This window comes from Nonomuraea sp. NPDC050394 (assembly GCF_044459065.1).
Taxonomy (GTDB): Bacteria; Actinomycetota; Actinomycetes; order Streptosporangiales; family Streptosporangiaceae; genus Nonomuraea.
In genome coordinates this window covers 42424-63372 of sequence record NZ_JBITIO010000014.1, presented here as the reverse complement: position 1 = coordinate 63372, position 20949 = coordinate 42424, and the positions used below count along the sequence as shown (strand labels likewise).

Annotated in this window: 20 protein-coding genes; 7 read left to right on the top strand and 13 right to left on the bottom strand. The window is 72.4% G+C overall.

Annotated features, from left to right (window positions below):
- Positions 1–18 precede the first annotated feature (18 nt).
- Entirely contained in the window at positions 19–1005 is a 987-nt protein-coding gene (locus ACIBKY_RS40705; RefSeq protein WP_397105571.1) for a sigma-70 family RNA polymerase sigma factor, read from the top strand.
- Here ACIBKY_RS40705 and ACIBKY_RS40700 read toward each other — a convergent pair.
- Entirely contained in the window at positions 985–2463 is a 1479-nt protein-coding gene (locus tag ACIBKY_RS40700; protein ID WP_397105569.1) for an MFS transporter, read from the bottom strand. The two genes, ACIBKY_RS40705 and ACIBKY_RS40700, sit on opposite strands and share 21 nt — an antisense overlap.
- 59 nt (positions 2464–2522) lie before the next feature.
- Between ACIBKY_RS40700 and ACIBKY_RS40695 the strand changes: the two genes are divergently transcribed.
- Positions 2523–4574, top strand: a complete 2052-nt coding sequence (locus tag ACIBKY_RS40695; protein WP_397105567.1) for a BTAD domain-containing putative transcriptional regulator — start codon at positions 2523–2525, stop codon at positions 4572–4574.
- Between the two features lie 266 nt (positions 4575–4840).
- On the opposite strand, the gene ACIBKY_RS40690 is transcribed toward ACIBKY_RS40695, so the two are convergent.
- Positions 4841–5749, bottom strand: a complete 909-nt coding sequence (locus tag ACIBKY_RS40690; protein ID WP_397105565.1) for an NAD(P)H-binding protein — start codon at positions 5747–5749, stop codon at positions 4841–4843.
- A gap of 37 nt (positions 5750–5786) precedes the next feature.
- On the opposite strand from ACIBKY_RS40690, the gene ACIBKY_RS40685 reads away from it, so the two are divergent.
- Positions 5787–6272 carry a MarR family transcriptional regulator gene (locus ACIBKY_RS40685; protein WP_397105563.1) on the top strand — a complete coding sequence of 162 codons (486 nt, stop codon included), beginning with the start codon at positions 5787–5789 and terminating at the stop codon, positions 6270–6272.
- 7 nt (positions 6273–6279) lie between these two features.
- On the opposite strand, the gene ACIBKY_RS40680 is transcribed toward ACIBKY_RS40685, so the two are convergent.
- On the bottom strand, positions 6280–7170 hold the full coding sequence (locus tag ACIBKY_RS40680) for a LysR family transcriptional regulator (RefSeq protein ID WP_397105561.1): 891 nt from the start codon (positions 7168–7170) through the stop codon (positions 6280–6282).
- 87 nt (positions 7171–7257) lie between these two features.
- On the opposite strand from ACIBKY_RS40680, the gene ACIBKY_RS40675 reads away from it, so the two are divergent.
- Positions 7258–7608: a DoxX family protein gene (locus tag ACIBKY_RS40675; protein WP_397105560.1), complete on the top strand. Its 351-nt coding sequence runs from the start codon at positions 7258–7260 to the stop codon at positions 7606–7608.
- Here ACIBKY_RS40675 and ACIBKY_RS40670 read toward each other — a convergent pair.
- Genes ACIBKY_RS40670 through ACIBKY_RS40650 form a run of 5 tightly spaced genes read right to left on the bottom strand, consistent with a single transcriptional unit; the run spans position 7605 to position 11538 of the window.
- On the bottom strand, positions 7605–8207 hold the full coding sequence (locus ACIBKY_RS40670) for a GNAT family N-acetyltransferase (RefSeq protein ID WP_397105558.1): 603 nt from the start codon (positions 8205–8207) through the stop codon (positions 7605–7607). The genes ACIBKY_RS40675 and ACIBKY_RS40670 overlap by 4 nt on opposite strands.
- 16 nt (positions 8208–8223) lie before the next feature.
- On the bottom strand, positions 8224–8817 hold the full coding sequence (locus tag ACIBKY_RS40665) for a DNA-binding response regulator (RefSeq protein ID WP_397105556.1): 594 nt from the start codon (positions 8815–8817) through the stop codon (positions 8224–8226).
- Positions 8814–9932 (bottom strand): sensor histidine kinase, encoded by a 1119-nt coding sequence (locus ACIBKY_RS40660; RefSeq protein ID WP_397105554.1) that lies wholly within the window; start codon positions 9930–9932, stop codon positions 8814–8816. The genes ACIBKY_RS40665 and ACIBKY_RS40660 overlap by 4 nt, the downstream gene beginning before the upstream one ends.
- Positions 9929–10654, bottom strand: coding sequence for an ABC transporter permease (locus ACIBKY_RS40655; protein WP_397105552.1), 726 nt, complete (start codon positions 10652–10654; stop codon positions 9929–9931). The genes ACIBKY_RS40660 and ACIBKY_RS40655 overlap by 4 nt, the downstream gene beginning before the upstream one ends.
- Positions 10654–11538, bottom strand: coding sequence for an ATP-binding cassette domain-containing protein (locus tag ACIBKY_RS40650; RefSeq protein ID WP_397105550.1), 885 nt, complete (start codon positions 11536–11538; stop codon positions 10654–10656). Before ACIBKY_RS40650 ends, ACIBKY_RS40655 begins: the two co-directional genes overlap by 1 nt.
- A gap of 133 nt (positions 11539–11671) precedes the next feature.
- Here ACIBKY_RS40650 and ACIBKY_RS40645 point away from each other — a divergent pair, with 133 nt between their 5' ends.
- On the top strand, positions 11672–12493 hold the full coding sequence (locus tag ACIBKY_RS40645) for an SAM-dependent methyltransferase (protein WP_397105548.1): 822 nt from the start codon (positions 11672–11674) through the stop codon (positions 12491–12493).
- Here the strand turns inward: ACIBKY_RS40645 and purM are convergent.
- The 4 genes from purM to ACIBKY_RS40625 all read right to left on the bottom strand — a co-directional run bounded on the left by purM (position 12490) and on the right by ACIBKY_RS40625 (position 16301).
- Positions 12490–13515 carry a phosphoribosylformylglycinamidine cyclo-ligase gene (purM, locus tag ACIBKY_RS40640; RefSeq protein WP_397105546.1) on the bottom strand — a complete coding sequence of 342 codons (1026 nt, stop codon included), beginning with the start codon at positions 13513–13515 and terminating at the stop codon, positions 12490–12492. The genes ACIBKY_RS40645 and purM overlap by 4 nt on opposite strands.
- 64 nt (positions 13516–13579) lie before the next feature.
- A complete protein-coding gene (purF, locus tag ACIBKY_RS40635; RefSeq protein ID WP_397105544.1) occupies positions 13580–15016 on the bottom strand; it encodes an amidophosphoribosyltransferase in 1437 nt (478 codons plus the stop codon).
- A 51-nt stretch (positions 15017–15067) separates the two neighbouring features.
- A complete protein-coding gene (locus ACIBKY_RS40630) occupies positions 15068–15811 on the bottom strand; it encodes an SDR family NAD(P)-dependent oxidoreductase (protein ID WP_397105542.1) in 744 nt (247 codons plus the stop codon).
- Between the two features lie 40 nt (positions 15812–15851).
- Positions 15852–16301 (bottom strand): MarR family winged helix-turn-helix transcriptional regulator, encoded by a 450-nt coding sequence (locus tag ACIBKY_RS40625; protein WP_397105540.1) that lies wholly within the window; start codon positions 16299–16301, stop codon positions 15852–15854.
- Positions 16302–16445: 144 nt separating this feature from the next.
- On the opposite strand from ACIBKY_RS40625, the gene ACIBKY_RS40620 reads away from it, so the two are divergent.
- The gene (locus ACIBKY_RS40620) at positions 16446–18332 is read left to right on the top strand and encodes a hypothetical protein (protein ID WP_397105538.1); all 1887 of its coding nucleotides are present in this window, start codon (positions 16446–16448) and stop codon (positions 18330–18332) included.
- Between the two features lie 2 nt (positions 18333–18334).
- On the opposite strand, the gene ACIBKY_RS40615 is transcribed toward ACIBKY_RS40620, so the two are convergent.
- The gene (locus tag ACIBKY_RS40615) at positions 18335–18772 is read right to left on the bottom strand and encodes a sterol carrier family protein (RefSeq protein ID WP_397105536.1); all 438 of its coding nucleotides are present in this window, start codon (positions 18770–18772) and stop codon (positions 18335–18337) included.
- Positions 18773–18974: 202 nt separating this feature from the next.
- Here ACIBKY_RS40615 and ACIBKY_RS40610 point away from each other — a divergent pair, with 202 nt between their 5' ends.
- Positions 18975–20933: a PhoX family protein gene (locus ACIBKY_RS40610; RefSeq protein WP_397106005.1), complete on the top strand. Its 1959-nt coding sequence runs from the start codon at positions 18975–18977 to the stop codon at positions 20931–20933.
- The last annotated feature ends 16 nt before the right edge of the window (positions 20934–20949 follow it).

The following is a 20949-nucleotide window of genomic DNA, read 5'->3' as shown; positions in this document are numbered from 1 at the left end:
TGCCGCAGAATCGTCGCCGTGACGGAAAACAACGATCTGGCACGGGCCCGGGAGGGGGACGACGCGGCGTTCACCCGGCTCGTCCAGCCGCTCCGGCCTGAGTTGCACGCCCATTGCTACCGCATGCTGGGCTCCGTCCACGACGCCGACGACGCCCTGCAGGAGGCGCTGCTGCGGGCCTGGCGCGGGCTGGCCCGGTTCGAGGGCCGTTCGGCGCTGCGGTCCTGGCTGTACACGGTGGCCACCCGTACGTGCCTGGATCTGGTGAAGGATCGTGACCGGCGGGCCCTGCCCGTCGACCTCGGGCCGTCGAGCGGGCACGTGGTGCTCGACGCCGCTCCGGTGACCGGGCAGCGGTGGCTGGGGCCGTACCCGGACGTGGGGCTGGGGTATGAGCAGCGCGAGGCGGTCGAGCTCGCCTTCGTGGCGGCGCTGCAGCATCTGCCGGGGAACCAGCGCGCCGCCCTGCTGTTGTTCGACGTGCTGGGGTTCTCGGCCGCGGAGATCGCCGCCATGATGGACGCCTCCACGACCTCGGTGAACTCCGCGCTCGCCCGCGCGCGCAGGGTCGTCGCCGACCGGGTTCCCGGACCCGGCCGGGCCTTGCGGACTCTCGAGGACGTCCGGGTCCGTGAGCTCGTCACGGGGTTCGCGACCGCGCTCGAACGCGGCGACGCCGACGCTCTGGTCGCGCTGCTCACCGCCGACGTCACCTGGTCGATGCCGCCCCTGGCTCAGTGGTACGGCGGGCTGCCCGCGGTCACCGACTTCGCGGTCCAGGTTCCGCTGACCCGATGCCCCAGCTTCCGGCACCTGCTCACCAGCGCCAACGGCCGGCCCGCCGCGGCCTTCTACCTGGGCGAGTCGGCCGACGCGACGCATCAGGCCTGGTCGATCACGGTGTTCGGGCTGCGCGGCGACCGGATCGCCGAGATCACCTCGTTCCTCGGCGCAGAACACTTCCCGGCCTTCGGGCTGCCCGAGTCAGTGCCCGATCGGGCGTAGGTGCCTGAGCAGGGTCAGGGAGGAGACGGCCAGGGCGAGCACGATCACCCCGCTGATGATCGAGACGACGACCAGTCCCTGGGTGAACGCGCCCTGCGCCTCCGCGATCAGGGCGGCGGCCTGCGCCGGCGCGAGGCCGGAGGCGGTGTCGAGTGCCTCGCCGAGCGAGTCGCCCGCCTGCGGTGAGGTGGCGAGGCTGCCGTAGACGGCGGTGCCGACGCTGCCGAGCAGCGCGACGCCGAGCGCGATGCCCAGCTCTCCGCCGCACTCCCCGATGGCGGAGGCGGACCCGGCCCGTTCCTCCGGCGCGGAACCCACGATGAGACCGAGGCCCAGGGCGCCCACGGGAGCCATGCCGAGGAAGGCGATCGTGACGCCGGTGAAAAGCACGACGAGCCCGTCGCCGGCCACCATCACGACGAAGCCGGCCGCCGACACCACGAGCCCCACCCCGACCACGAGTCCGGGCCGGAACCTCCCGGCGATCACCGGTGCCGCGAGCGAACCACCGACCAGGCCGAGCGCGGGCAACGCCATCCACAGCCCGGCGCTCAGCGGAGACAGGCCCTCGACGAGCTGGAGGTGCTGGCTCACGAACAGGTACACGCCGCCCTGCGTCACCATGGCCAGAGCGAGGATCAGCAGGGCCGTCCTGAAGGACCGGTTGGCGAACAGGCTCATGTCCAGCAGCGGCTCGGCCAGCGTGCGCTGCCGCCGTACGAACGCGGCGCCGCACGCCAGCCCGGCAAGGACGGCCACGTACGCCACCACCTGGCCAGGATCGTCGGCCAGTTCCTTCAGCCCGTAGACGAGCGGCAGGAGCGCGGCCATCGACAGGGCCACGCTGGCCAGGTCGAGCCGCGCCGAGCCGCCGCCCCCGGTCTCCGGCAGATAGGCGAGCCCGCCGAGCACGACCAAGGCCATGATCGGCACGCCCATCAGGAACACCGACCCCCACCAGAAGTGCTCAAGCAGCACCCCGCCGATCACCGGCCCGGCCGCCGCCCCGCCCATGAAGCAGGCGGTGAACACGCCGATCGCGATGGCCCGCTGCCTGGCCCCCGGGAACAACCCGGCCACCAGCGCCAGCGCCGACGGCCCGATCGCCGCCCCGGCGACGCCCAGGAGCACCCGCGCGACGATCAGCATGGTCGTCGAGGTGGAGTAGGCGGCCAGCGCGGAGGCGGCGCCGAACATGACCGAGCCGATCAGCAGCAGCCTGCGCCGTCCGATCCGGTCGCCGAGAGAGCCCATGGTGATGATGAATCCGGCGATCATGAAGCCGTACACGTCGGTGATCCACAGCAGTTCGGTGGCGCTGGGATTCAGATCGGCGGCCAGATGGGGCAGAGCCAGCAGCAGAACGGTGTTGTCCACAGCGAGCAACAACGTGGCCATGGCGAGCACGGACAGTCCCAGCCACGCCCCGGCCCCGGTACGGGAAACAGTAGTAGTCATGTGATCAGCCTCAAGGGCGGACGTTCGGGAAATGTTCGGAGGTGTTTAGGGTGAGCTTCATGCGCTTCGCCGTGTTGGGGCCGCTTGAGGTGATCGCCGACGGCCGTGCCGTGGGGGTGCCCGAGCGCAAGGTGCGGGCCCTGCTGGCCGGGCTGCTCGCCCACAACGGGCGGATCGTCCCGGCGGTACGGCTGATCGAGAGCCTCTGGGGTCCAGAACCACCGGGCAACCCGCTGGCCGCGCTGCGTGCCAAGGTGTCGCAGCTACGCCGGGCGCTGGAGGAGGCCGAGCCCGGGGCCAGGCTGATCGTCGTCACCCGCGCGCCCGGCTACCTGATCGAGGCCGACACCGACGCGCACCGCTTCCAGGCGACGCTGGACCGCCTTCCGTCCACGGGCGGCCCCGGCGAGCGGGCCGCCGTGCTCGCCGAGGCGCTGGAGTGGTGGCGCGGGCCCGCGTTCGCCGACTTCGCCGACTCGCCTCTCGTGCACAGGACCGCCGTCCGGCTGGAGGAGCAGCGCCTGGCCGCCGTCGAGGACTATGCCGACGTACGGCTCGCGCTCGGCCAGGACGCCGCGCTGGTCGGCGAGCTGAGCGAGCTCACCGCCCAGCATCCGCTGCGGGAACGTTTCCACGCGCTGCTCATGCGCGCCCTCTACCGGTCGGGACGGCAGGCCGACGCCCTGGAGGTCTACCGCGCCCTGCGTGAGCGCAAGCGCGAGGAGCTGGGCCTCGACACCGCCCCCGAACTCGCCGCCCTGCACCAGGCGATCCTCGAACAACGCCCCGCCCTCCGCCGCCCCGCGCCCGCCCCGGCGCCCGCGCCCGCCCGCCTGCCCGAGCCGCTGACCGAGCTCGTCGGCAGGGAGGAGGCGCTCGCCGACCTGCTCGGCCTGCCCGCCGCTGCCCGCCTGATCACGCTGACCGGCAGCGGCGGGGTGGGCAAGAGCCGCCTGGCTCTGGAAGCCGCCCGCCACCTGTCCGACGGCTTCCCCGACGGCGCCCATCTGGTGGAGCTGTCCGCCTCCTCGGAGTCAGAGGTGCCCGGGATGGTCGCCGCGGCGCTCGGGCTGCGTGACGACGGCGAGATCGCCGCCGCCTTGGGTACGCGGCGGGCGCTGCTGATCCTCGACAACTGCGAGCACGTCGTCGAGCCCGTGGCCAAGCTCGCCGACCTGCTGCTGCGCGCCGCACCGGACCTGCGCGTCCTGGCCACCAGCAGGGAGCCGCTGGGCGTCGCCGGCGAGGTCGTGCGGGAGGTCGTGCCGCTGGACCCCGCCGCCGCCGCACGCCTGTTCACCGCCCGTGCCCTCCCCGGTACGCCGCTGCCGCCCGAGGACATCGACGCCGTGGAGGTGATCTGCCGCCGCCTGGACGGCATCCCGCTGGCCCTGGAACTGGCGGCGGCCCGGGTGCGGTCGATGGGCATGCGCGCCCTTGCCGAGCGGCTGGACGACCGGTTCCGGCTGCTGTCGGCCGGACGCCGGGCCGGGCCCGCCCATCAGCGGACGCTCAAGGCGGCCATCGACTGGAGCTGGGACCTGCTCAGCGAGCCGGAGCGCGTGGTGTTGCGGCGGCTGGCCGTACAGGTGGGTGGGTGCACGCTGGAGGCGGCGGAACGGGTGTGCGCGGTGCCCATGCCGCTGCCCGGCGGCCCGCCCGGTGACGTCGAGCTGGCCGCCGAGGCGCAGGCGGCCGGGCTCGGGCCCGACCACCTCGACCCGGCCGGTGTCGCCGACCTGCTGGCCCGGCTGGTGGACCGGTCGCTGGTCCTGCGCACCGATGGGCGGTACCGGCTGCTGGAGTCCGTGTCCGCCTATGGCATGGAACGGCTGCGCGAGTCCGGCGAGCACGACCTTGTCCTGCGGTGGTATGCCACGTACTACACGCAGCTCGCCGAGTGTGCCGAGGCGTACAGGTCGGGGCCCGCCCGGCACCGCTGGGTGGGCCGGCTGGACGTGGAGAGCGCCAACCTGCGCGGCGCGCGGGAGGCGGCCGAACTGCTGGGCGACACCCGCCTGGCCACCCGGCTGACCGGCTCGCTCGGCTGGTACTGGACCCAGACGGGACGACTGGGCACACACATCGACGAACCGGCCGCAATTCTCTAGGAGCCTCCCCGGTTTCCCCGGCTCTCCGGTTTCCCCGGCTCTCCGGTTTCCCCGGCTCTCCGGGTTTTCCGCCTCCGGGTTTCCCGCCTCCCGGTTTCCCCGGCTCCCCGGGCTTCTCCGGTCTCCCCGGCTTTCCCGGTCTCTCCGGTTTCCCAGCTTCCCCGGCTCCACTGCCCAGCTTGCCCGGCTCCACTGCCCGGTTTCCCCGGTCTCCCGGCTTCCACTGCCTTGGCTTCTCTGAGGGCTCCGAGGCCCTTTGGGCTGCTTCAGGCTCTTGAGGTCTGCGGTGGCTGAGGGCGGAAGTCGGCGGCGTGTTCGGTGGCCCATTCGGCGAAGGTGAGTCCGGGGCGGCCGAGGATTCTCTCGACCTCACCGGTGACCAGGTCGTGCTGCAGGTAGGAGCGGGCCTGCAGGGTCAGGAAGCCGTCGGCCAGCGCCTCGGGCACCCCGCCGCGCAGGAACCCCTGCCGCGCGGCTTCCGGCGCCACCTCCTCGAAGCGCAGCGGCCGGCCGATCGCCGCGCCGATGGTCTCGATCATCTCCTGCTGGGTGAGGGCGCGCGGGCCGGTCAGGACCGGGCGTTCGCCGGCCAGGTCGCCGGTGAGCAGGGCGTGCGCTGCCACGGCGGCGAGGTCACGCTCGTGCAGGGGCGCCCACGCCGCGGCGGCGTACGCGCCGCGCACGGTGTCACCGGCGCGGATCTGGGCGGCCCACGAGCCGATCGTGTTGACGGCGTAGTAGCCGGAGCGCAGCGCCGTCCACTCCATGCCGGAGGCCGTGACCGCCGCCTCGGTCTCCTTGTTGTACTCGCCGCGCAGCCGGGAGGGCTGCTCGTCGAGGTCGTGGTCGACGTTCAGGGCGGACAGGGTGACCACCCGGCCGGCCCCGTGCTCGCGGGCCAGGCTCAGCAGCCGGTCGGCGGCGGCCGTGACGGTGCGCGGGTCGGGGTGCGCGCCGAGGGCGCGCGGGTTGAGGAACAGGCTGGAGACGCCGTCCAGGGCGCCTGCCGGGTCGCCCTCGACGACGTCGACGCCTTCGGGCAGGGCGGCGGCGCGCGCGTCGCGGGTCACCGCGCGCACCTTGGCTCCCTGGGCGAGCAGGAGGTCGATCAGCGGGCGGCCGACGAGGCCGGTGGCTCCGGTGACCAGGACGGTGGCGTTCGGAAGTCGTATCATATGGAAACCGTAACATATAGTTTGAGAGTCATACGATATGAGTTTCGTAGAAGATGATCCGCGCGAGCGGAGGCGGGTCGTCAGGGCGGTCAAGGAGTCCCTGCGTGACCTGAACATCCAGCTGGCACTGCTCAACCGCCAGATCGGTACGCAGGTCAACCTCAAGGACGTCGACTGGAGCTGCCTCGACCTGCTCAACCGGCACGGCCCGCTCACCCCCAGCGCGCTGGCGCGCAAGGCCGGTCTGCACCCCGCGACGCTCACCGGCATCCTCGACCGGCTCCAGCGCGGCGGCTGGATCGTGCGCGAACGCGACCCCGACGGCCCCGACCGCCGCGCCATCACCGTGCGGGCCCGCCGCGAACGCAACCGGGAGGTCTACCGCCTCTTCTCCGGCATGAACGCGCAGATGGACGCGCTCTGCGAGGACTACACCGACAGCGAGCTCGCGCTCATCGCCGGATTCCTCCAGCGCACCACAGGCGCCGGCCGCACAGCCACCGAGCAGCTCGCCGGCGACTGAAGGAGCCCTACCCGCAGGCCTCCCGGCAGCAGCGTACGAAGTCCTGGATGACGGGGTCGGTGTCGGCGGCGGGTGGCCAGGCGACGCCGACCCGGGTCGGGCTGACGCCGGTCACCGGGCGGTAGGTGACGCCGGGCCGGGCGTAGTAGCGGGCCGATGAGGCAGGGGCCAGGGCGACGCCGTACCCGTTGGCGATGGCCTGGAGCCACGCGTCGGGCTGGTCGGTGGTGGCGCCGACACGCGGCGGGCGGCCGTCGCGCTCGTCGGCGGCCAGCCAGAAGTCGCGCCACCGGCCGGTCTCCTGCGGCGCGGCGACGAAGGCCTCGTCCCACAGGTCCGCGAAGGCGATCTCGGCGCGCGCGGCGAGCGGGTGGGAGGAGGGCAGCGCGACCCAGCGCGGCTCCTCCAGCAGCACCTCGTGCCGCATCGCTTCCTGTCCGGGGAACGGCAGGCGGAGCAGGGCCGCGTCCACCTCGCCATCCGCCAGCCCGGCACTCGGGTCGGACCAGGCGGCCTGCCGCATCTCCACCCGCCAGCCGGGACGCGACCGGCCGAACGCGGCGACGATGTCCGGCGTGGCCTCGTTGGCCGCGCTGGCCAGGAACCCGACCCTCAGCACGCGGGCGGCCATGCTCGCGGCGCTCTTCGTCTCGCGCAGCACCTGGTCGCAGGCCGCCAGCATGCCGGGTGCCCGCTCGCGCAGCGCCCGCCCGGCCTCGGTGAGCGCCATCCCGGCCCGCGAGCGGGTGAACAGCCGCACGCCGAGCTGCGTCTCCAGGCTCTTGATCTGCTTGGTCAGCGCGGGCTGGGACACGTAGAGCCGCTCGGCCGCCCTGGTCAGGTTGCCCTCCTCGGCGACGGCGAGGAAGGAGCGGACGAGCCGCGTGTCCACATCCATTCCATCAGGTTATCGATACAGCTATTGGACGCCTTCGGCGCGGCTCGGCAAGGGTGGAACACACATCCAGCTAAGGGGGAACGTCCGGTGTTCACCGCCTATGTCGTGGTGGTCGTCGTGGCCGCCGCATGCAACTTCGCGGCGGCCGCCGTCGACTTCGCCCGCGCCAAGTGGGTCCTCGCCAACATGGACATGTACGGCGTGCCGCGTTCGTGGGTCACCTGGCTGGGCGTGGCCAAGCTGGCGGGGGCCGTCGGGTTGCTGGCCGGGCTGGCCGTACCCGCCATGGGCATCGCCGCGGCGGCCGGGCTGGCGCTCTTCTTCGCCGGCGCCGTGTTCACCGTCGCGCGCGCCCGCGTCCACTCGCACCTGCCCTTTCCCGGAACCTTCCTCGTGCTGGCCGCGGCCTGCCTGGCGCTGGCGCCCGCCGCCGTCTAGGGGTTGGGCAGCGAGGGGTGGGCCGGCCAGGGGTCGGGGTTGAGGATGGCCCAGCGTTCGTGGTCGCGCCAGGCGCCGTCGATGAACAGCATCCCGGGGGAGAAACCCTCATGGCGGAAGCCGAGGCGCTTGACGAGCTTGAGCGAGGCGTGGTTGCCCGGCTGGATCTGGGCCTCCAGGCGGTGGAGCCGTAGCTGCTCGAAGGAGTAGCGCAGGACGAGGGCCAGGCCCTCGCTCATGTAGCCGTGGCCGGCGGTGGGGGCGAAGGCCGCATAGCCCAGCGAGCCGTTCTGGAAACGGCCGCGGATGATGCTGTTGATGTTGACCATGCCGGCGATGTCACCGCTGTCGCGCAGGCACACCAGCAGGCGGCGGGTGGTCGCGGGGTCGAAGCCGGCCAGATACGCCTGGTACTCCTCGGCGGTGCCGGGCAACGACATCCAAGGATGGTGCAAATGCGCGCTGGCCTTGGTAAGCCTGGTGAACTCGTCCTCGTCGTGCCTGGTCACCGGCCGCAGCGTCACCCGCCCGGCCCCCGGCGGCAGGCTCGCCAGGAACGTCTCCACCTCTGCCGCGATCTGCACAAGCCCCTCAGTCATGCGTGGCACTGTACAGCTACAGCCAGCCCCGCGACTCGGCCATATGTACCGCTTCGGCACGATTTCGGGCGCCGGTCTTGCCGATCGCCGACGACAGGTAGTTGCGCACCGTCCCCTCGGTCAGGAACAGGCGGCGGGCGATGTCGGCCACGGTCGAGCCGTCGCGGGCCGTGCGCAGCACCTCGCGTTCCCGCTGCGTGAGCGGGCTCGGCCCCACGGCGCTCGCGCTCACGGCCAGCTTGGGGTCGATCACGCGCTCACCCGCCATCACCCGCCGTACGGCTGCCGCCAGTTCCACGGCCGGAGCGTCCTTGACCACGAACCCGGCCACCCCGGCGTCCAGGGCCCGGCTGAGGTAGCCGGGGCGCCCGAACGTGGTCACGATGACCACCCGGTGGCCCGGCAGCCGCTCGGCCACCTCCAGCCCGGACATCCCCGGCATCTCTATGTCGAGCAGGATGACGTCGGGCCGGTGCTCCGCCGCCGCGGCCTCGACCAGGTCGCCCCGGCCCACCTGGGCCACCACCTCGATGTCGGCCTCCAGGTCGAGCAGCGCGGCCAGCCCGCCCCTGACGAGGTCCTGGTCGTCGGCGATGAGCACGCGGATCACGCTGCCTCCAGCGGGACGCGGGCATACAGGCGGTACCCGCCCTCCGGCAGCGCACCCACATCCAGCGATCCACCGGCCCCGGCCACCCGCTCGGCCAGCCCGGTCAACCCGTTCCCCCGCCCGGCCGTCCCGTCTGGAAGCCCGGCCGGGCCGTTGTCGCGGACCTCCAGTTCCGCCCAGGTCGTGTCCACGCGCAACGTGATCCAGCAGTGCCGGGCGCCGCTGTGGCGCAGGACGTTGGTGGCGGCCTCGCGCACCGCCCACGCCAGCAGAGTCTCCGCCGCCCCGGGGATCGGGCCGCCGGCGGGGGAGACCTCCACCTCGATCCCGGCCAGCTCCAGCTCCCGCGCCGCCTTCTCCAGCTCTTCCGACAGCGCCGGGACCCGGTATCCGGCGACGGCGTGCCGTACCTCGTCGAGGGCCTGGCGGGCGGCGGCCTCCACGTCGCCCATCTCCCGCGCGGCGCGGTCGGGGTCGGTGCGGGCCAGCCGGGCGGCGAGCTGGCTCCTGATGGTGATCGAGGTCAGGGTGTGGCCGAGGGTGTCGTGCAGGTCCCTGGCGAAGCGCAGCCGCTCGTTGTCCACGGCGAGCTGGGCCACCTGGGCGCGGGCGGCGGCGAGCCGGACGAGCAGGTGGCCCATCTGTTTCATGCCGTGTACGGCACCGGCCTGGGCCAGGATGACGAGCACCAGCCACCACACCCTCAGCCCGTGCGCGAGCAGGACGCCCATGGTCACGGCGATGGTCAGCAGCACTCCGGCGACGAACCCGGCGCCCCCGGTCGTCGCGGCCAGCCCGGTGATGACGTAGATGAACGCGATGAACGCCCAGGGCGGCCCGAGCACGGGAAGCAGCGCGAGCGCGGCGGCGACCAGCCCGGCCATGGGCCAGCGCCGGGGCATGCCGTCGTGCTCGCTGAGCATCCGCCACATGATCGCCATCCAGCAGCCCGACAGCACCGCGAGCCCGCCGAACGCCCACAGGACGCGCGGCAGGGCCGGACCGGTGGACAGGAACGTCCACAGCGGCCAGAGCGTCACCAGCAGCCAGGCCACCGAGCCCGCCCTGACCTGGCCACGGCCGTTGCCGAACTCGCCGCGCGCCGCCACCTTCACAAGGCCCGACGGTAACGCCAGGCGGCCAGCCCGGAAAACAGCAGCGTCCACCCGGCCAGCACGAGCAGCGACTTGGCCGTCGGCCAGTCGCCCGCCAGAGCCCGCCAGCCGAGGGATCCGGCCTGGTAGGCGGGGCTGTACTCGGCCAGCGTCCGCATGAACTCCGGCATGAGCTGAACCGGCAGCCACAACCCGCCCAGGACGGACAGGCCGAAGAAGACGCCGATCATGGCCAGGTTCGCCGCCTGCCCGTTCATCGCGTAGCCGAAGGTGACGCCCAGGGCGGCGAACGGCACCACGCCCACCCAGATCAGCACCACGAGCGCGGGCCAGGTGCCGGGCGGCAGCCGTACACCGGAGATGAGGGCGCCCCCGCCGAGCACGACGAGGATGCTCGGCAGGACCCCGGTCGCGCCCGCGATCAGCTTGGCCGAGATGTAGCCGTGGGCGGGCAGCGGCGTGACGGCGAGCTGCCGCAGCCAGCCCTTCGAGCGCTCCATGGCGATCGCGCCGCCGATGAACAGCGCGCCGCCCATCGCGCCGTAGACGGCCATCGAGACCATCGTGTACGCGGCGAAGTCGACCTGCTGCGGCCCCGCCGGGACGACCCGCAGAACCTTCGTCCACACCAGGTAGAGCACGAGGGGGAAGACGGTCAGCATGACGAGGCTGGTGGTGTTGCGAAGGGACCGCAGCAGTTCGAGCTTGACGTAGGAGCCCATCAGTTGCCTCCCGTCAGGCTCACGAAGGCGCTTTCGAGGTCGGTTCCGGCCGTGCGGACGTCTCTGGCGTCGGCGAATGTCGCGAACAGCGCGCGCAGCGTCGCGTCGGAGTCATTGGTCCGCAGTACGGCGGCGCCGCCCTCCACCCGCACCTGGCGCACCCCGGGCAACGCCTGGAGCGCCCCCACCTCGGCGGCGTCCAGCGTGACGTGCACCTCGCTGCCGCCGACCAGCTCCTTGATCTTCTCGACCGGCCCGTCGGCCACGACCTTGCCCTGGGCCAGGAGGATCACCCGGTCGGCGTAGTCGTCGGCCTCGGCGAGGTAGTGGGTGGCGAAGACCGCGGTGCGGCCCTGGGCGGTGCGCGCCCGTACCTCCTGCCACAGGGCGCGGCGGCCGTCCACGTCGAGTCCGACGGTGGGCTCGTCCAGCACGAGCAGGCGCGGGTCGCCGATCAGGGCGAGGGCGATGCGCACCCGCTGGCGCTGTCCGCCGGACAGCCTGCCGATCCGCCGGGCCGCGAAGCCGTCCGCGCGGGCGGCGCGCAGGGCCTGCTCCACCGGCATCGGCTTCTGGTACATGCCGGCGGTCGCCGTGACCAGTTCGTCCACCCGGACGTCCTCCAGCAGGCCGGACTCCTGCAGCAGGACGCCGACCAGGCCCTTGCGCAGGGCCTCGACCGGCGGGTGCCCGAACACCGCGGCGGTGCCCGAGGTGGGCGGGAGCAGGCCGAGGGCGATGGAGAGCAGGGTGCTCTTGCCCGCGCCGTTCGGGCCGAGCACCGCGATCGTCTGGCCCTGCTCGGCGGTCAGATCGACGCCGTCGAGGGCTCTGGTCTGGCCGTAGTGTTTGCCGACGGCCGTGAGTTCCAGGGCGTTTGCCATGAAAAAAGGCTGCTCGATGGGCGATGCAGGCGGGTAGTGCCGTATGTCAGTGTTCCGGCGACGCCGAGACCATGGGCGGAATATCCGGGATGATCCCACGATCATGGGACCTGCGCGGCATACGATGGTTCCTGTGACCGAGCTCGAACGTGTTCCGCCCGGCGTCGACCCCACCGTCCCCAGTTCCGCCCGTGTCTACGACTACCTGCTCGGCGGCAAGGACAACCTCGCGGTGGATCGAGCGGTCGCCGACAAGTTACTGGCGCTCGCGCCGGACACGAGACTCGTCGCCCGCGCCTCCAGAGCCTTCCTCACCCGCGCCGTGCACCACATGGCCCAGCAGGGCGTCCGCCAGTTCATCGACCTCGGCACCGGCATCCCCACCTCGCCCAGCGTGCACGAGGTGGCCAGGCGGACCAGCCCCGCCTGCCGGGTCGTCTACGTCGACTACGACCCCGTCGTACGGCTGCACGCCGAGGTGCTGCTGGCCAGCGCGCCCGGCGTGGCCGGCATCCTGGCCGACGCCAGGGACCCCGACGCCATCTTCACCGACCCGCACGTCAGCGGCCTCATCGACTTCGAGCAGCCGGTCGGGGTGCTGATGGTCGGGCTGCTCCACTTCGTCCTGGACGGCGAGGACCCCCACGGCATCGTCAAGCGCTTCCGCGAGCGGATGGCGCCGGGCAGCCATCTCGTGCTCACCCACGCCATGGACGAGAGCCACCCCGAGGCGAAACGGCAGCTGAGCGTCGCCACCGCCGGCTCGCCGATCCAGTCGGTGTTCCGCACGCGCGAGCAGGTGCTCGGCTTCTTCGACGGGTTCGAGCTGATCGGGCCGGGACTGGTGCCCGTGCAGGAATGGCGCATGCCGGAGGACGAGGTGCCGGCCGTACCGCTGCTGGACGGCCCACCCCACGTGCTCATCGACGCGGGAGTGGGCCGGATGGCGGGTTAGGAGTAGCGGGCGGCGCCGGTGCCGGGGACGATCTCGCCCAGCACCCACGCGGGCAGCCCGCGCGACTCCAGCAGGCGCAGGGCCGCGTCGGCCGCCTCGGGGGCGACGATCGCGGCCATGCCCACACCCAGGTTGAACGTGCGGTCCATGGCCTGCTGCTCGATCGAACCGTGCCCGGCCAGGACCTGGAAGACGGCGGGCACCGTCCACGACTCCCGCGACAGCACCGCGTCCAGACCGGGCGGCAGCGAACGCGCGATGTTGCCCTCGATGCCGCCACCGGTGATGTGGGAGTAGGCGTGCACCTCGACCGAGCGGGCCAGCTCCAGGCAGTCGAGGGAGTAGACGCGGGTGGGCTCCAGCAGTTCCTCGCCCAGCGGGCGGGCGAGCTCGGGCAGCTCGTCGTCCAGCGACAGCCCGGCGTTCTTCACCACGTGCCGCACGAGCGAGTAGCCGTTGGAGTGGATGCCCGACGAGGCCAGGCCCAGCACCACGTCGCCCGCGCGCACCCGGTCGGGGCCGAGCATGTCCGCGGCCTCGACCACGCCCGTGCCGGCACCGGCCAGGTCGTACTCGTCGGCGCCCATGGCACCGGGGTGCTCGGCGGTCTCGCCGCCGACCAGCGCCGCCCCGGCCAGGCGGCAGCCCTCGGCCACGCCGCCGACGATCTCGGCGACGCGCTCGGGCACCACCTTGCCGCAGGCGATGTAGTCGGTCATGAACAGCGGCTCGGCGCCACAGACCACCAGGTCGTCGAGGACCATGCCGACCAGGTCGATGCCGATGGTGTCGTGCTTGCCGTACTGCTGCGCGATCATGACCTTGGTGCCCACGCCGTCGGTCGACGTGGCCAGCAGCGGCCGCTTGTAGCGCAGCAGGAGCGAGGCGTCGAACAACCCGGCGAAGCCGCTGGCGTCGTCGACCACCTCGGGCCGCCGCGAGCGCGCGACCTTGGCCTTCATCAGCTCGACGGCGCGCTCGCCCGCCGCGATGTCCACGCCTGCGGCCTCGTAGGTTGTCACAGTGCCTCCTTCGTCGGCACTGCGACAAGAGCGCTGTGTCTGATGGTGCCCTCGCTCCGCTCGGTCACTTGCTGCTCTCCAACACGTACTTCCCGACGTTGTCCTGGTCGATCGGGATCGGGTAGCTGCCGTCGAAGCAGGCGCGGCAGAGGCGGTCGGCGGGGATGGTCGTGGCCTCGGTCAGGCCCTCCAGGGAGATGTAGCCGAGCGAGTCGGCGCCCAGGGAGGCCCGGATCTCCTCCACCGACAGCGAGCCGGCGATCAGCTCGGCGCGGGTGGCGAAGTCGATGCCGTAGAAGCACGGCCAGGAGACCGGCGGGGAGGAGATGCGCACGTGCACCTCGCGCGCGCCCGCCTCGCGCAGCATCTTGACGATCGCGCGCTGGGTGTTGCCGCGCACGATCGAGTCGTCGACGACGACCAGCCGCTTGCCCTCCACGACCTCGCGCAGCGGGTTGAGCTTGAGCCGGATGCCGAGCTGGCGGATGGTCTGCGACGGCTCGATGAACGTGCGGCCGACGTAGGAGTTCTTGACCAGGCCCTGGCCGTAGGGGATGCCGGACTCCTCGGCGTAGCCGACGGCGGCGGGGGTGCCCGACTCGGGCGTCGGGATGACCAGGTCGGCCTCGACCGGGTGCTCGCGGGCCAGCACCCTGCCGACCTCGACGCGGGTGACCTGCACGCCGCGCCCGGCGATCGTGGTGTCGGGGCGGGCCAGGTAGACGTACTCGAACAGGCAGCCCTTCGGCTCGGCGACCGCGAACCTGCGCGAGCGCACGCCGCGCTCGTCGATGGTGAGCAGCTCGCCCGGCTCGACCTCGCGCACGAACGTGGCGCCGACGATGTCGAGCGCGGCCGTCTCCGACGCGACGACCCAGCCCCGCTCCAGGCGGCCCAGGACCAGCGGGCGGATGCCCTGCGGGTCTCGGGCCGCGTAGAGGGTCTTCTCGTTCATGAACACCAGCGAGTAGGCGCCGAGCACCTGCGGGAGCAGTTCCGCGGCGGCGTCCTCGATGGAGCGGCTGCGGTCCTGCGCGAGCAGGGTGGTGAGCACCTCGGTGTCGGTGGTGGCCCTGGTGGTTCCCGGCTCCAGGCGCTGGGCCAGGACCGGGGTGTTGATCAGGTTGCCGTTGTGGGCGAGCGCGAGCCCGCCCTGGTCGGTGGAGCTCAGCGTGGGCTGAGCGTTCTCCCAGACGCTGGAACCGGTGGTGGAGTAGCGGCAGTGGCCGATGGCCAGGTGACCGCGCAGGGTTCCGAGCACCGACTCGTCGAAGACCTGGGCGACGAGCCCCATGTCCTTGTAGACGAGGATCCTGCTGCCCTCGCTGACCGCGATGCCCGCGGACTCCTGGCCGCGGTGCTGCAACGCGTACAGCCCGTAGTAGGTGAGTTTGGATACTTCCTCGCCTGGGGCCCACACGCCGAAGACACCGCAGGCATCCTTGGGAGCACGGTCTTGGGGGTCCAGGTCATGGCCGAGTCGGCCGTCGCCCTTCAGCACATGCCTCAGTTTAGGTCGGCCACTTCCATGCTCGCACACCCGGGTGCGAGATCAGGTGACATGGGCGGATCGTGCCGCGTTCGACCCTTCTCGGATGATCTCGCCGGTGAGGTTGTGGTTGGCCGCCGAACCGAGGAAGAGCAGGAGCGCCGCCACGTCGTCCGCGGTGGACAACCTCTTGCTGGGTGTACGGCCGGCCACCGCGTCGAACACCTGCCCGGGGATCGGACTGCTGTCCGTCCTGGTCAGGCCGACGGCGGCCACGTTCACCAGGACGCCGTCCATGCCCGCCTGCCAGGCCAGCGTGCGGGCCAGGCCGTGCAGGGCCATCTTGGCGGTGCCGTACGGGCCGGCGCCGGGAGTACCTTCCTCGGCGATCCCCGAGGAGACCAGAACGACCCGTCCGAAACCCCGCTCCCGCATCGCGGGCAACACGGACTGCGCGAGCACCACGTTGCCGAGCACGTTGGCGTGGAGCATCTCGCTCCAGTGCTCGATCGGAATCTCCTCGAACCTCTCCGTCCGGGGCGCGTCCCCGCCCCACATCACCGCGTTGGCGATCACCGAGTCGAACGGCCCCGCCGCGGCGACCGCCGCCCGGACGCTCCCGTGCTCACCCAGATCCAGGTGTACGGCCGCCGCCGTCCCGCCGGCCTGCTCGATCTCCTTCACGACCCGCTCGGCACGGTCGGGGCCGGACCTGTAGGTCAGGGTGACACGGTGCCCGGCGCGGCCGAACGCGCGGGCGGTGGCGGCGCCGATGCCGGAAGAACCGCCGGTGACGAGAACATGCATGAGGACTCCATTCGTTGCTCTTAGCCAACTAATTAGTCGGCTAATCGCAACGGTGCAAGGGAGTTTCGCCCTCGGCGGAAGGGCAGGCCCACAACTGGCCGACCAATCGCACCAAGGTCGCGCGGTCCTCCGGGGCGAGCTGGGCCAGCACCTCGCGGTCGTTGCGCTCCCAGATCTCCTCCACCGGCCCCCGCAGCGCCTTGCCCGCCTCCGTCAGATGGACGTGGCTCAGCCGGGGCCGCTTCGGGTCCGGCGTGCGGCGCACGAACCCCGCCCGCTCCAGCCGCTGGATCGTCTTCGTCACCGTGGGCGGCTCCACGCCCAGCCGGGCGATCAGCTCGCTCTGCGACAGCCCGTCCTCGCGCCACAACTGGTTGAGCAGCATCTCCTGGCCCACGTGCAGGCCCAGCTCGGTCAGTTCCGCCGCCACCCGGTAGCGGTGCACCTTGGTGATCTTGATGAGCGCGTAGGTGAGGGTCTCGTCAAGCATGCCTTCATCTTGCCCGCCGCCAGCGGTTTTGGCGCAAAGTGAAGCAACCGTGGGCGGACTCTTACCGTGTCGCGCGGTTGCGGGGACCGGGCGCGCGCGAAGGTGGGGTATCCGGCTATGACGACCCCGTCGGGAGACGCAGACGTGACCACACCTGGGGACCCGGACGAGCCGCGCCCACCTGCGCACGGCCGTCCCGCACCAGACGCGCCAGACCAGCCGTCGCCGCCGCCCGCACCGCCCACGCCGCCGCCCTCGCAGCCGCGCGCGTCTGGGCCGGACGACGACCTGCCCGAGCCGCCCGACTCCGACGAGCCGCCCGCCTCGTGGTGGGTGGAGGAGACGGTGCGGGGGGAGGACGAGACCGCGGCGGCGCCGCCGTACGGGCGGCAGGAGCCCGCCTCCAACGGCGAGCCCGCCCCATACGACACGCCCCGGCAGGACACCCAGGGTGAGAGCAGTCCCTACGGTGCGCCCGGACAGGGCGGCCAGGGTGGGAGCAGTTCTTACGGTGCGCCCGGACAGGGCGGCCAGGGTGGGAGCAGTTCTTACGGTGCGCCCGGACAGGGCGGCCAGGGTGAGGCCAGTTCTTACGGCGCGTCCGGACAGGGCGACGGCGGCCGGGAAGAGCGTGGGGCGGGGGAGCCCGACGCGTGGGGAGGTGCGGCGGCGGAGGAGCCGATCACACCGGTGCCACCGGTGGTGCCGCCGCCCGTGGTGCCGCCACCACCACCGGCGCCGGAGCCGTCCCCGTGGAACGAGCCGGACGTGCCCGGGCCGCAGGACGCCGAGCGCACCACCGCGTACGAGATCCCGGAGTGGGCACGCGACGACACGCCTCCGGCCGGGACACCCGAGCCCACCCGGTCCTGGGACGCGCCGGAGCCGCAGGGTTCCGGGCAGCCGGGCGCGGAGGAGACGCAGGCGTACCAGGTCCCGGGCTCCACGCCTTCCTACCCGGGCTGGGAGAGCTCCTCGCCGGCGTCGAGCTGGGAGGGTCCGGGCAGCTCATCGTCATCGGGCCCGCAGCCTTCGCGCTACGACCCGCCGACGCCGCCGGAACGCCCGACGTTCGCTCCGGCCAGCCCGTACGAGGGCGGACCCAAGGAGTACGGCACCGGCGCCACCTACGGCGATCCCGCGGAAGGCGGCGCCCCGGGCACCGGAACACCCGGTGGCCCAGGCGCGGCAGGCGCGGCAGGTGCCGCCGCAGCGGGCGCGGCCTTCGGCGCCGCAGCCCAGAGCGGCCAAGGCGGCCAGGGCGGTCCGGGCGGCCAGGGCCAAGGCGGACAGGGCCAAGGCGGCCAAGGTCAAGGCGGACAGGGCCAAGGCGGCCAAGGTCAAGGCGGACAGGGCCAAGGCGGCCAAGGTCAAGGCGGACAGAGCGGACAGAGCGGCCAGGGCGGCCAGGGCGGCCAGGGGCAAGGCGATCAGGGCATCGGCGGCCAGGGCACCGGTGGTCAAGGTGCCGGTGGTCAAGGTGCGGGGGAGGTGCCCTACGGGGCGGGGCCGCCTCGGGATCCCTACGCGACTGCCCAGAGCCCGGCGGAAGGCCCGGTCCCCGGCGCCTCCCCGTACGGCGGCGCCGACCCGTCCGTCCCCGGTTCCACCCCGTCCAGCCCGTACGGCGGCGCCCCGGGCGGCCCCGCCTACCCGCCCGCGGGCGGCGGCGCCTACACCCCGCCTACCGGCGGCCCCGGGCCTTACCAGCCGGAGTGGCAGCCCAAGAAGCCCGGCAACGGCCTGGCGGTGGCGTCGCTGGTGCTGGGTGTGGCGAGTGTGTTCCTGCTGCTGGTGTGCTTCACCGGCGTGCTCACCGCGATCATCGCGATCGTGCTGGGCGCGGTCGCGCTGTCCAAGGGCGGCAGCAAGGGCATGTCATGGACCGGCATCGGCCTGGGCATCGCCACGCTGGTCCTGGCGGTGTGCGGGTTCTTCGCGATCCGCGCCTACTTCTCGGAGTGCGCCAACCTGCCGCCGCAGCTCAGCGAGCGCTGCGTGCAGAACAAGCTCCCGTGGAGCACCCCCTGACGTCAGAGGGGGAGGAATTCGGATAGGTCGGCACGGGCGCCGCTCGCTGAGACGGCGCCCTTCGCCATGGCCTCGTCCCACCCGATCCGGCCGAGCGCCAGGTCGATCCACGTCCGCGCGTCGGTCTCGACCACGTTGGGCGGCGTCCCCCGGGTGTGCCTGGGCCCTTCGATCGCCTGCACGGCGGCGTGCGGCGGCACCCTGACCTCGACGGTCCGTCCCGGCGCCCCGGACGCCAGCCGTTCCAGCAGATACCGCACGGCCAGCCGTTCGGCGGCCCGCTCGGGAGCGGACCCCCGGTCGTAGGCGGTCACCACGGCCCCGACCAACGTGTCGGCGAGACCGGCCGCCGGGCCGTCGTATTCCGGCTGGTCGTTGGCGATCAGCTGCGCGTCGAGCGCGGACCTCAGCTTGTCGGGGTCGATCTTCCTGGCTGCCATCCCCCTATTCTCCAGCCGCGACCCCGACGCGGGTGGTATACCCCCAGCCAGCGTTCATCGAGGCGGTGACCGTCGTTCACCGGTGGTTCCGAATGCGGCCGTAGCGTCCCGGCGGAACGATTGCGCACCACCTTGGAGGAACCCCGTGTTGCTGCCCCTGCTCAACGACTCGCACAAGGGCGGCCGGTCGGCCCTGACGTGCATGTTCCGATGCGGCAACGCGTGCGCGCACGACGTCGCCAACCGCAGCGGCAACGCCTACTTCAGCGACATCGCCACCGAAGCCCTGTCCCGTCGCGGCGCCCTGCGCGCGGGCGCTCTGGGCGCGCTGGTGGTCGGGGCGGGTGTGGCGGGAGCCGTACCCGCTATGGCGGAGCCGGGGGAGCCGGACGGAGAGCTGTCCGCGGCCGGTTGGCACCACGGTGACCTGCGCTTCACGCCGGTGCCGCCGAACAAGGACGACGCGCTGCGCATCCCGGACGGTTACCGCTCCTCCGTCGTGGTCCGCTGGGGCGACCCCGTGCTGCCCGACGCCCCCGCCTTCGACTTCGACAACCAGACGGCCGAGGCGCAGGCCAAGCAGTTCGGCTACAACTGCGACTTCGTGACGCTGTTCGAGATGGGGCGCGACCGCGGGCTGCTCTGGGTCAACCACGAGTACACCGACGAGTCGCTGATGTTCCGCGGATACACGGCGGCGACGGCGACCCCCGAGCAGATCAAGATCGCGCTGGCCGCGCACGGCGGCTCGGTCGTGGAGGTCGAGCGCGTCCGTGGCACCGGTGAGTGGAAGCTGGTGACGAGGGGCCGGCGGCGCTACAACCGGCGCGTCACCGCGCAGACGCCGATGCGCTTCACCGGTCCCGCCGCGGGCCACGACCTGCTCAGGACGGCGGCCGACCCGGCCGGCCGCAAGCCGGTCGGCATGCTGAACAACTGCGCCGGCGGCACCACCCCCTGGGGCACCGTGCTGACCGCCGAGGAGAACTTCGACCAGTACTTCGTCAACGGCGACAAGAACAACCCCAACATCGCCCGCTACACGATCCCGACGAACATCCAGGCGTCCAACCGCCGCTTCGACAAGGTCGAGGAGCGCTTCGACCTGGCCAAGCACCCGAACGAGGCCAACCGGTTCGGGTGGATCGTGGAGATCGACCCGTTCGACGCGGACTCGACGCCGCTCAAGCGCACCGCGCTCGGCCGCTTCAAGCACGAGGCCGCCACCACCTCGATCTCGCGCGACGGCCGCCTCGTGGTGTACATGGGCGATGACTCGCGCTTCGAGTACATCTACAAGTTCGTCTCGAAGAAGCGCTACATCCCGGGCTTCGACCGGCACAACCGCACGCTGCTCGACGAGGGCACGCTGTACGTGGCCCGGTTCAGCGGCGACAGCCCCAAGGAGGAGATTGACGGCTCCGGCAAGCTGCCCGCCGACGGCGCCTTCGACGGGTCCGGCGAGTGGATTCCGCTGGTGTCCGGCGATGAGTCGCACGTGCGGGGGATGAGCGCGGCCGAAGTGCTGATCTACACGCGCACCGCCGCCGACAAGGTGGGCGCGACCAAGATGGACCGGCCCGAGGACATGGAGCGCAACCCGGTCACCGGCGCGGTCTACGTGGCGCTGACCAACAACACCGCCCGCACCCCCGCCCAGGTCGACGAGGCCAACCCGCGCCCGTCGAACAAGCACGGCCACGTGCTGGAGATCGTCGAGGGCCGTGGCAACGGCTTCGCCTGGTCGCTGCCGCTGGTCTGCGGCGACCCGAACGACGCCTCGACCTACTTCGCCGGATACGACAAGACGAAGGTCTCCCCGATCTCCTGCCCGGACAACCTGGCCTTCGACCGCGACGGCAACCTGTGGATCTCCACGGACGGCAACGCGCTGGGCGCCAACGACGGACTGTTCGTCACGCCGATGCGCGGCCGTGAGCGCGGGCACGTCCGCCAGTTCCTCACGGTGCCGGTGGGCGCGGAGACCTGCGGCCCGATGGTCACCGACGACCAGCGCAGCGTCTTCGTCGCGGTCCAGCACCCGGGCGAGATCGACGGCGCCACCCCGGACAACCCCGCCAGCCGCTGGCCCGACGGCGAGCAGCCCCGCCCGTCGGTCGCCGTCGTCTGGCACGGCCGGGGCCGCAAGATCGGTTCCTGAAAATGGCTTGACCTCA

Coding starts and splice junctions, on each gene's coding strand:
- ACIBKY_RS40625 (WP_397105540.1), bottom strand. CDS start 16,301: ATGCTTGACGAGACCCTCACCTACGCGCTCATCAAGATCACCAAGGTG.
- ACIBKY_RS40695 (WP_397105567.1), top strand. CDS start 2,523: ATGCGCTTCGCCGTGTTGGGGCCGCTTGAGGTGATCGCCGACGGCCGT.
- ACIBKY_RS40610 (WP_397106005.1), top strand. CDS start 18,975: ATGTTCCGATGCGGCAACGCGTGCGCGCACGACGTCGCCAACCGCAGC.
- ACIBKY_RS40655 (WP_397105552.1), bottom strand. CDS start 10,654: ATGGGCTCCTACGTCAAGCTCGAACTGCTGCGGTCCCTTCGCAACACC.
- ACIBKY_RS40615 (WP_397105536.1), bottom strand. CDS start 18,772: ATGGCAGCCAGGAAGATCGACCCCGACAAGCTGAGGTCCGCGCTCGAC.
- ACIBKY_RS40685 (WP_397105563.1), top strand. CDS start 5,787: ATGAGTTTCGTAGAAGATGATCCGCGCGAGCGGAGGCGGGTCGTCAGG.
- ACIBKY_RS40650 (WP_397105550.1), bottom strand. CDS start 11,538: ATGGCAAACGCCCTGGAACTCACGGCCGTCGGCAAACACTACGGCCAG.
- ACIBKY_RS40630 (WP_397105542.1), bottom strand. CDS start 15,811: ATGCATGTTCTCGTCACCGGCGGTTCTTCCGGCATCGGCGCCGCCACC.
- ACIBKY_RS40670 (WP_397105558.1), bottom strand. CDS start 8,207: ATGACTGAGGGGCTTGTGCAGATCGCGGCAGAGGTGGAGACGTTCCTG.
- ACIBKY_RS40700 (WP_397105569.1), bottom strand. CDS start 2,463: ATGACTACTACTGTTTCCCGTACCGGGGCCGGGGCGTGGCTGGGACTG.
- ACIBKY_RS40680 (WP_397105561.1), bottom strand. CDS start 7,170: ATGGATGTGGACACGCGGCTCGTCCGCTCCTTCCTCGCCGTCGCCGAG.
- ACIBKY_RS40690 (WP_397105565.1), bottom strand. CDS start 5,749: ATGATACGACTTCCGAACGCCACCGTCCTGGTCACCGGAGCCACCGGC.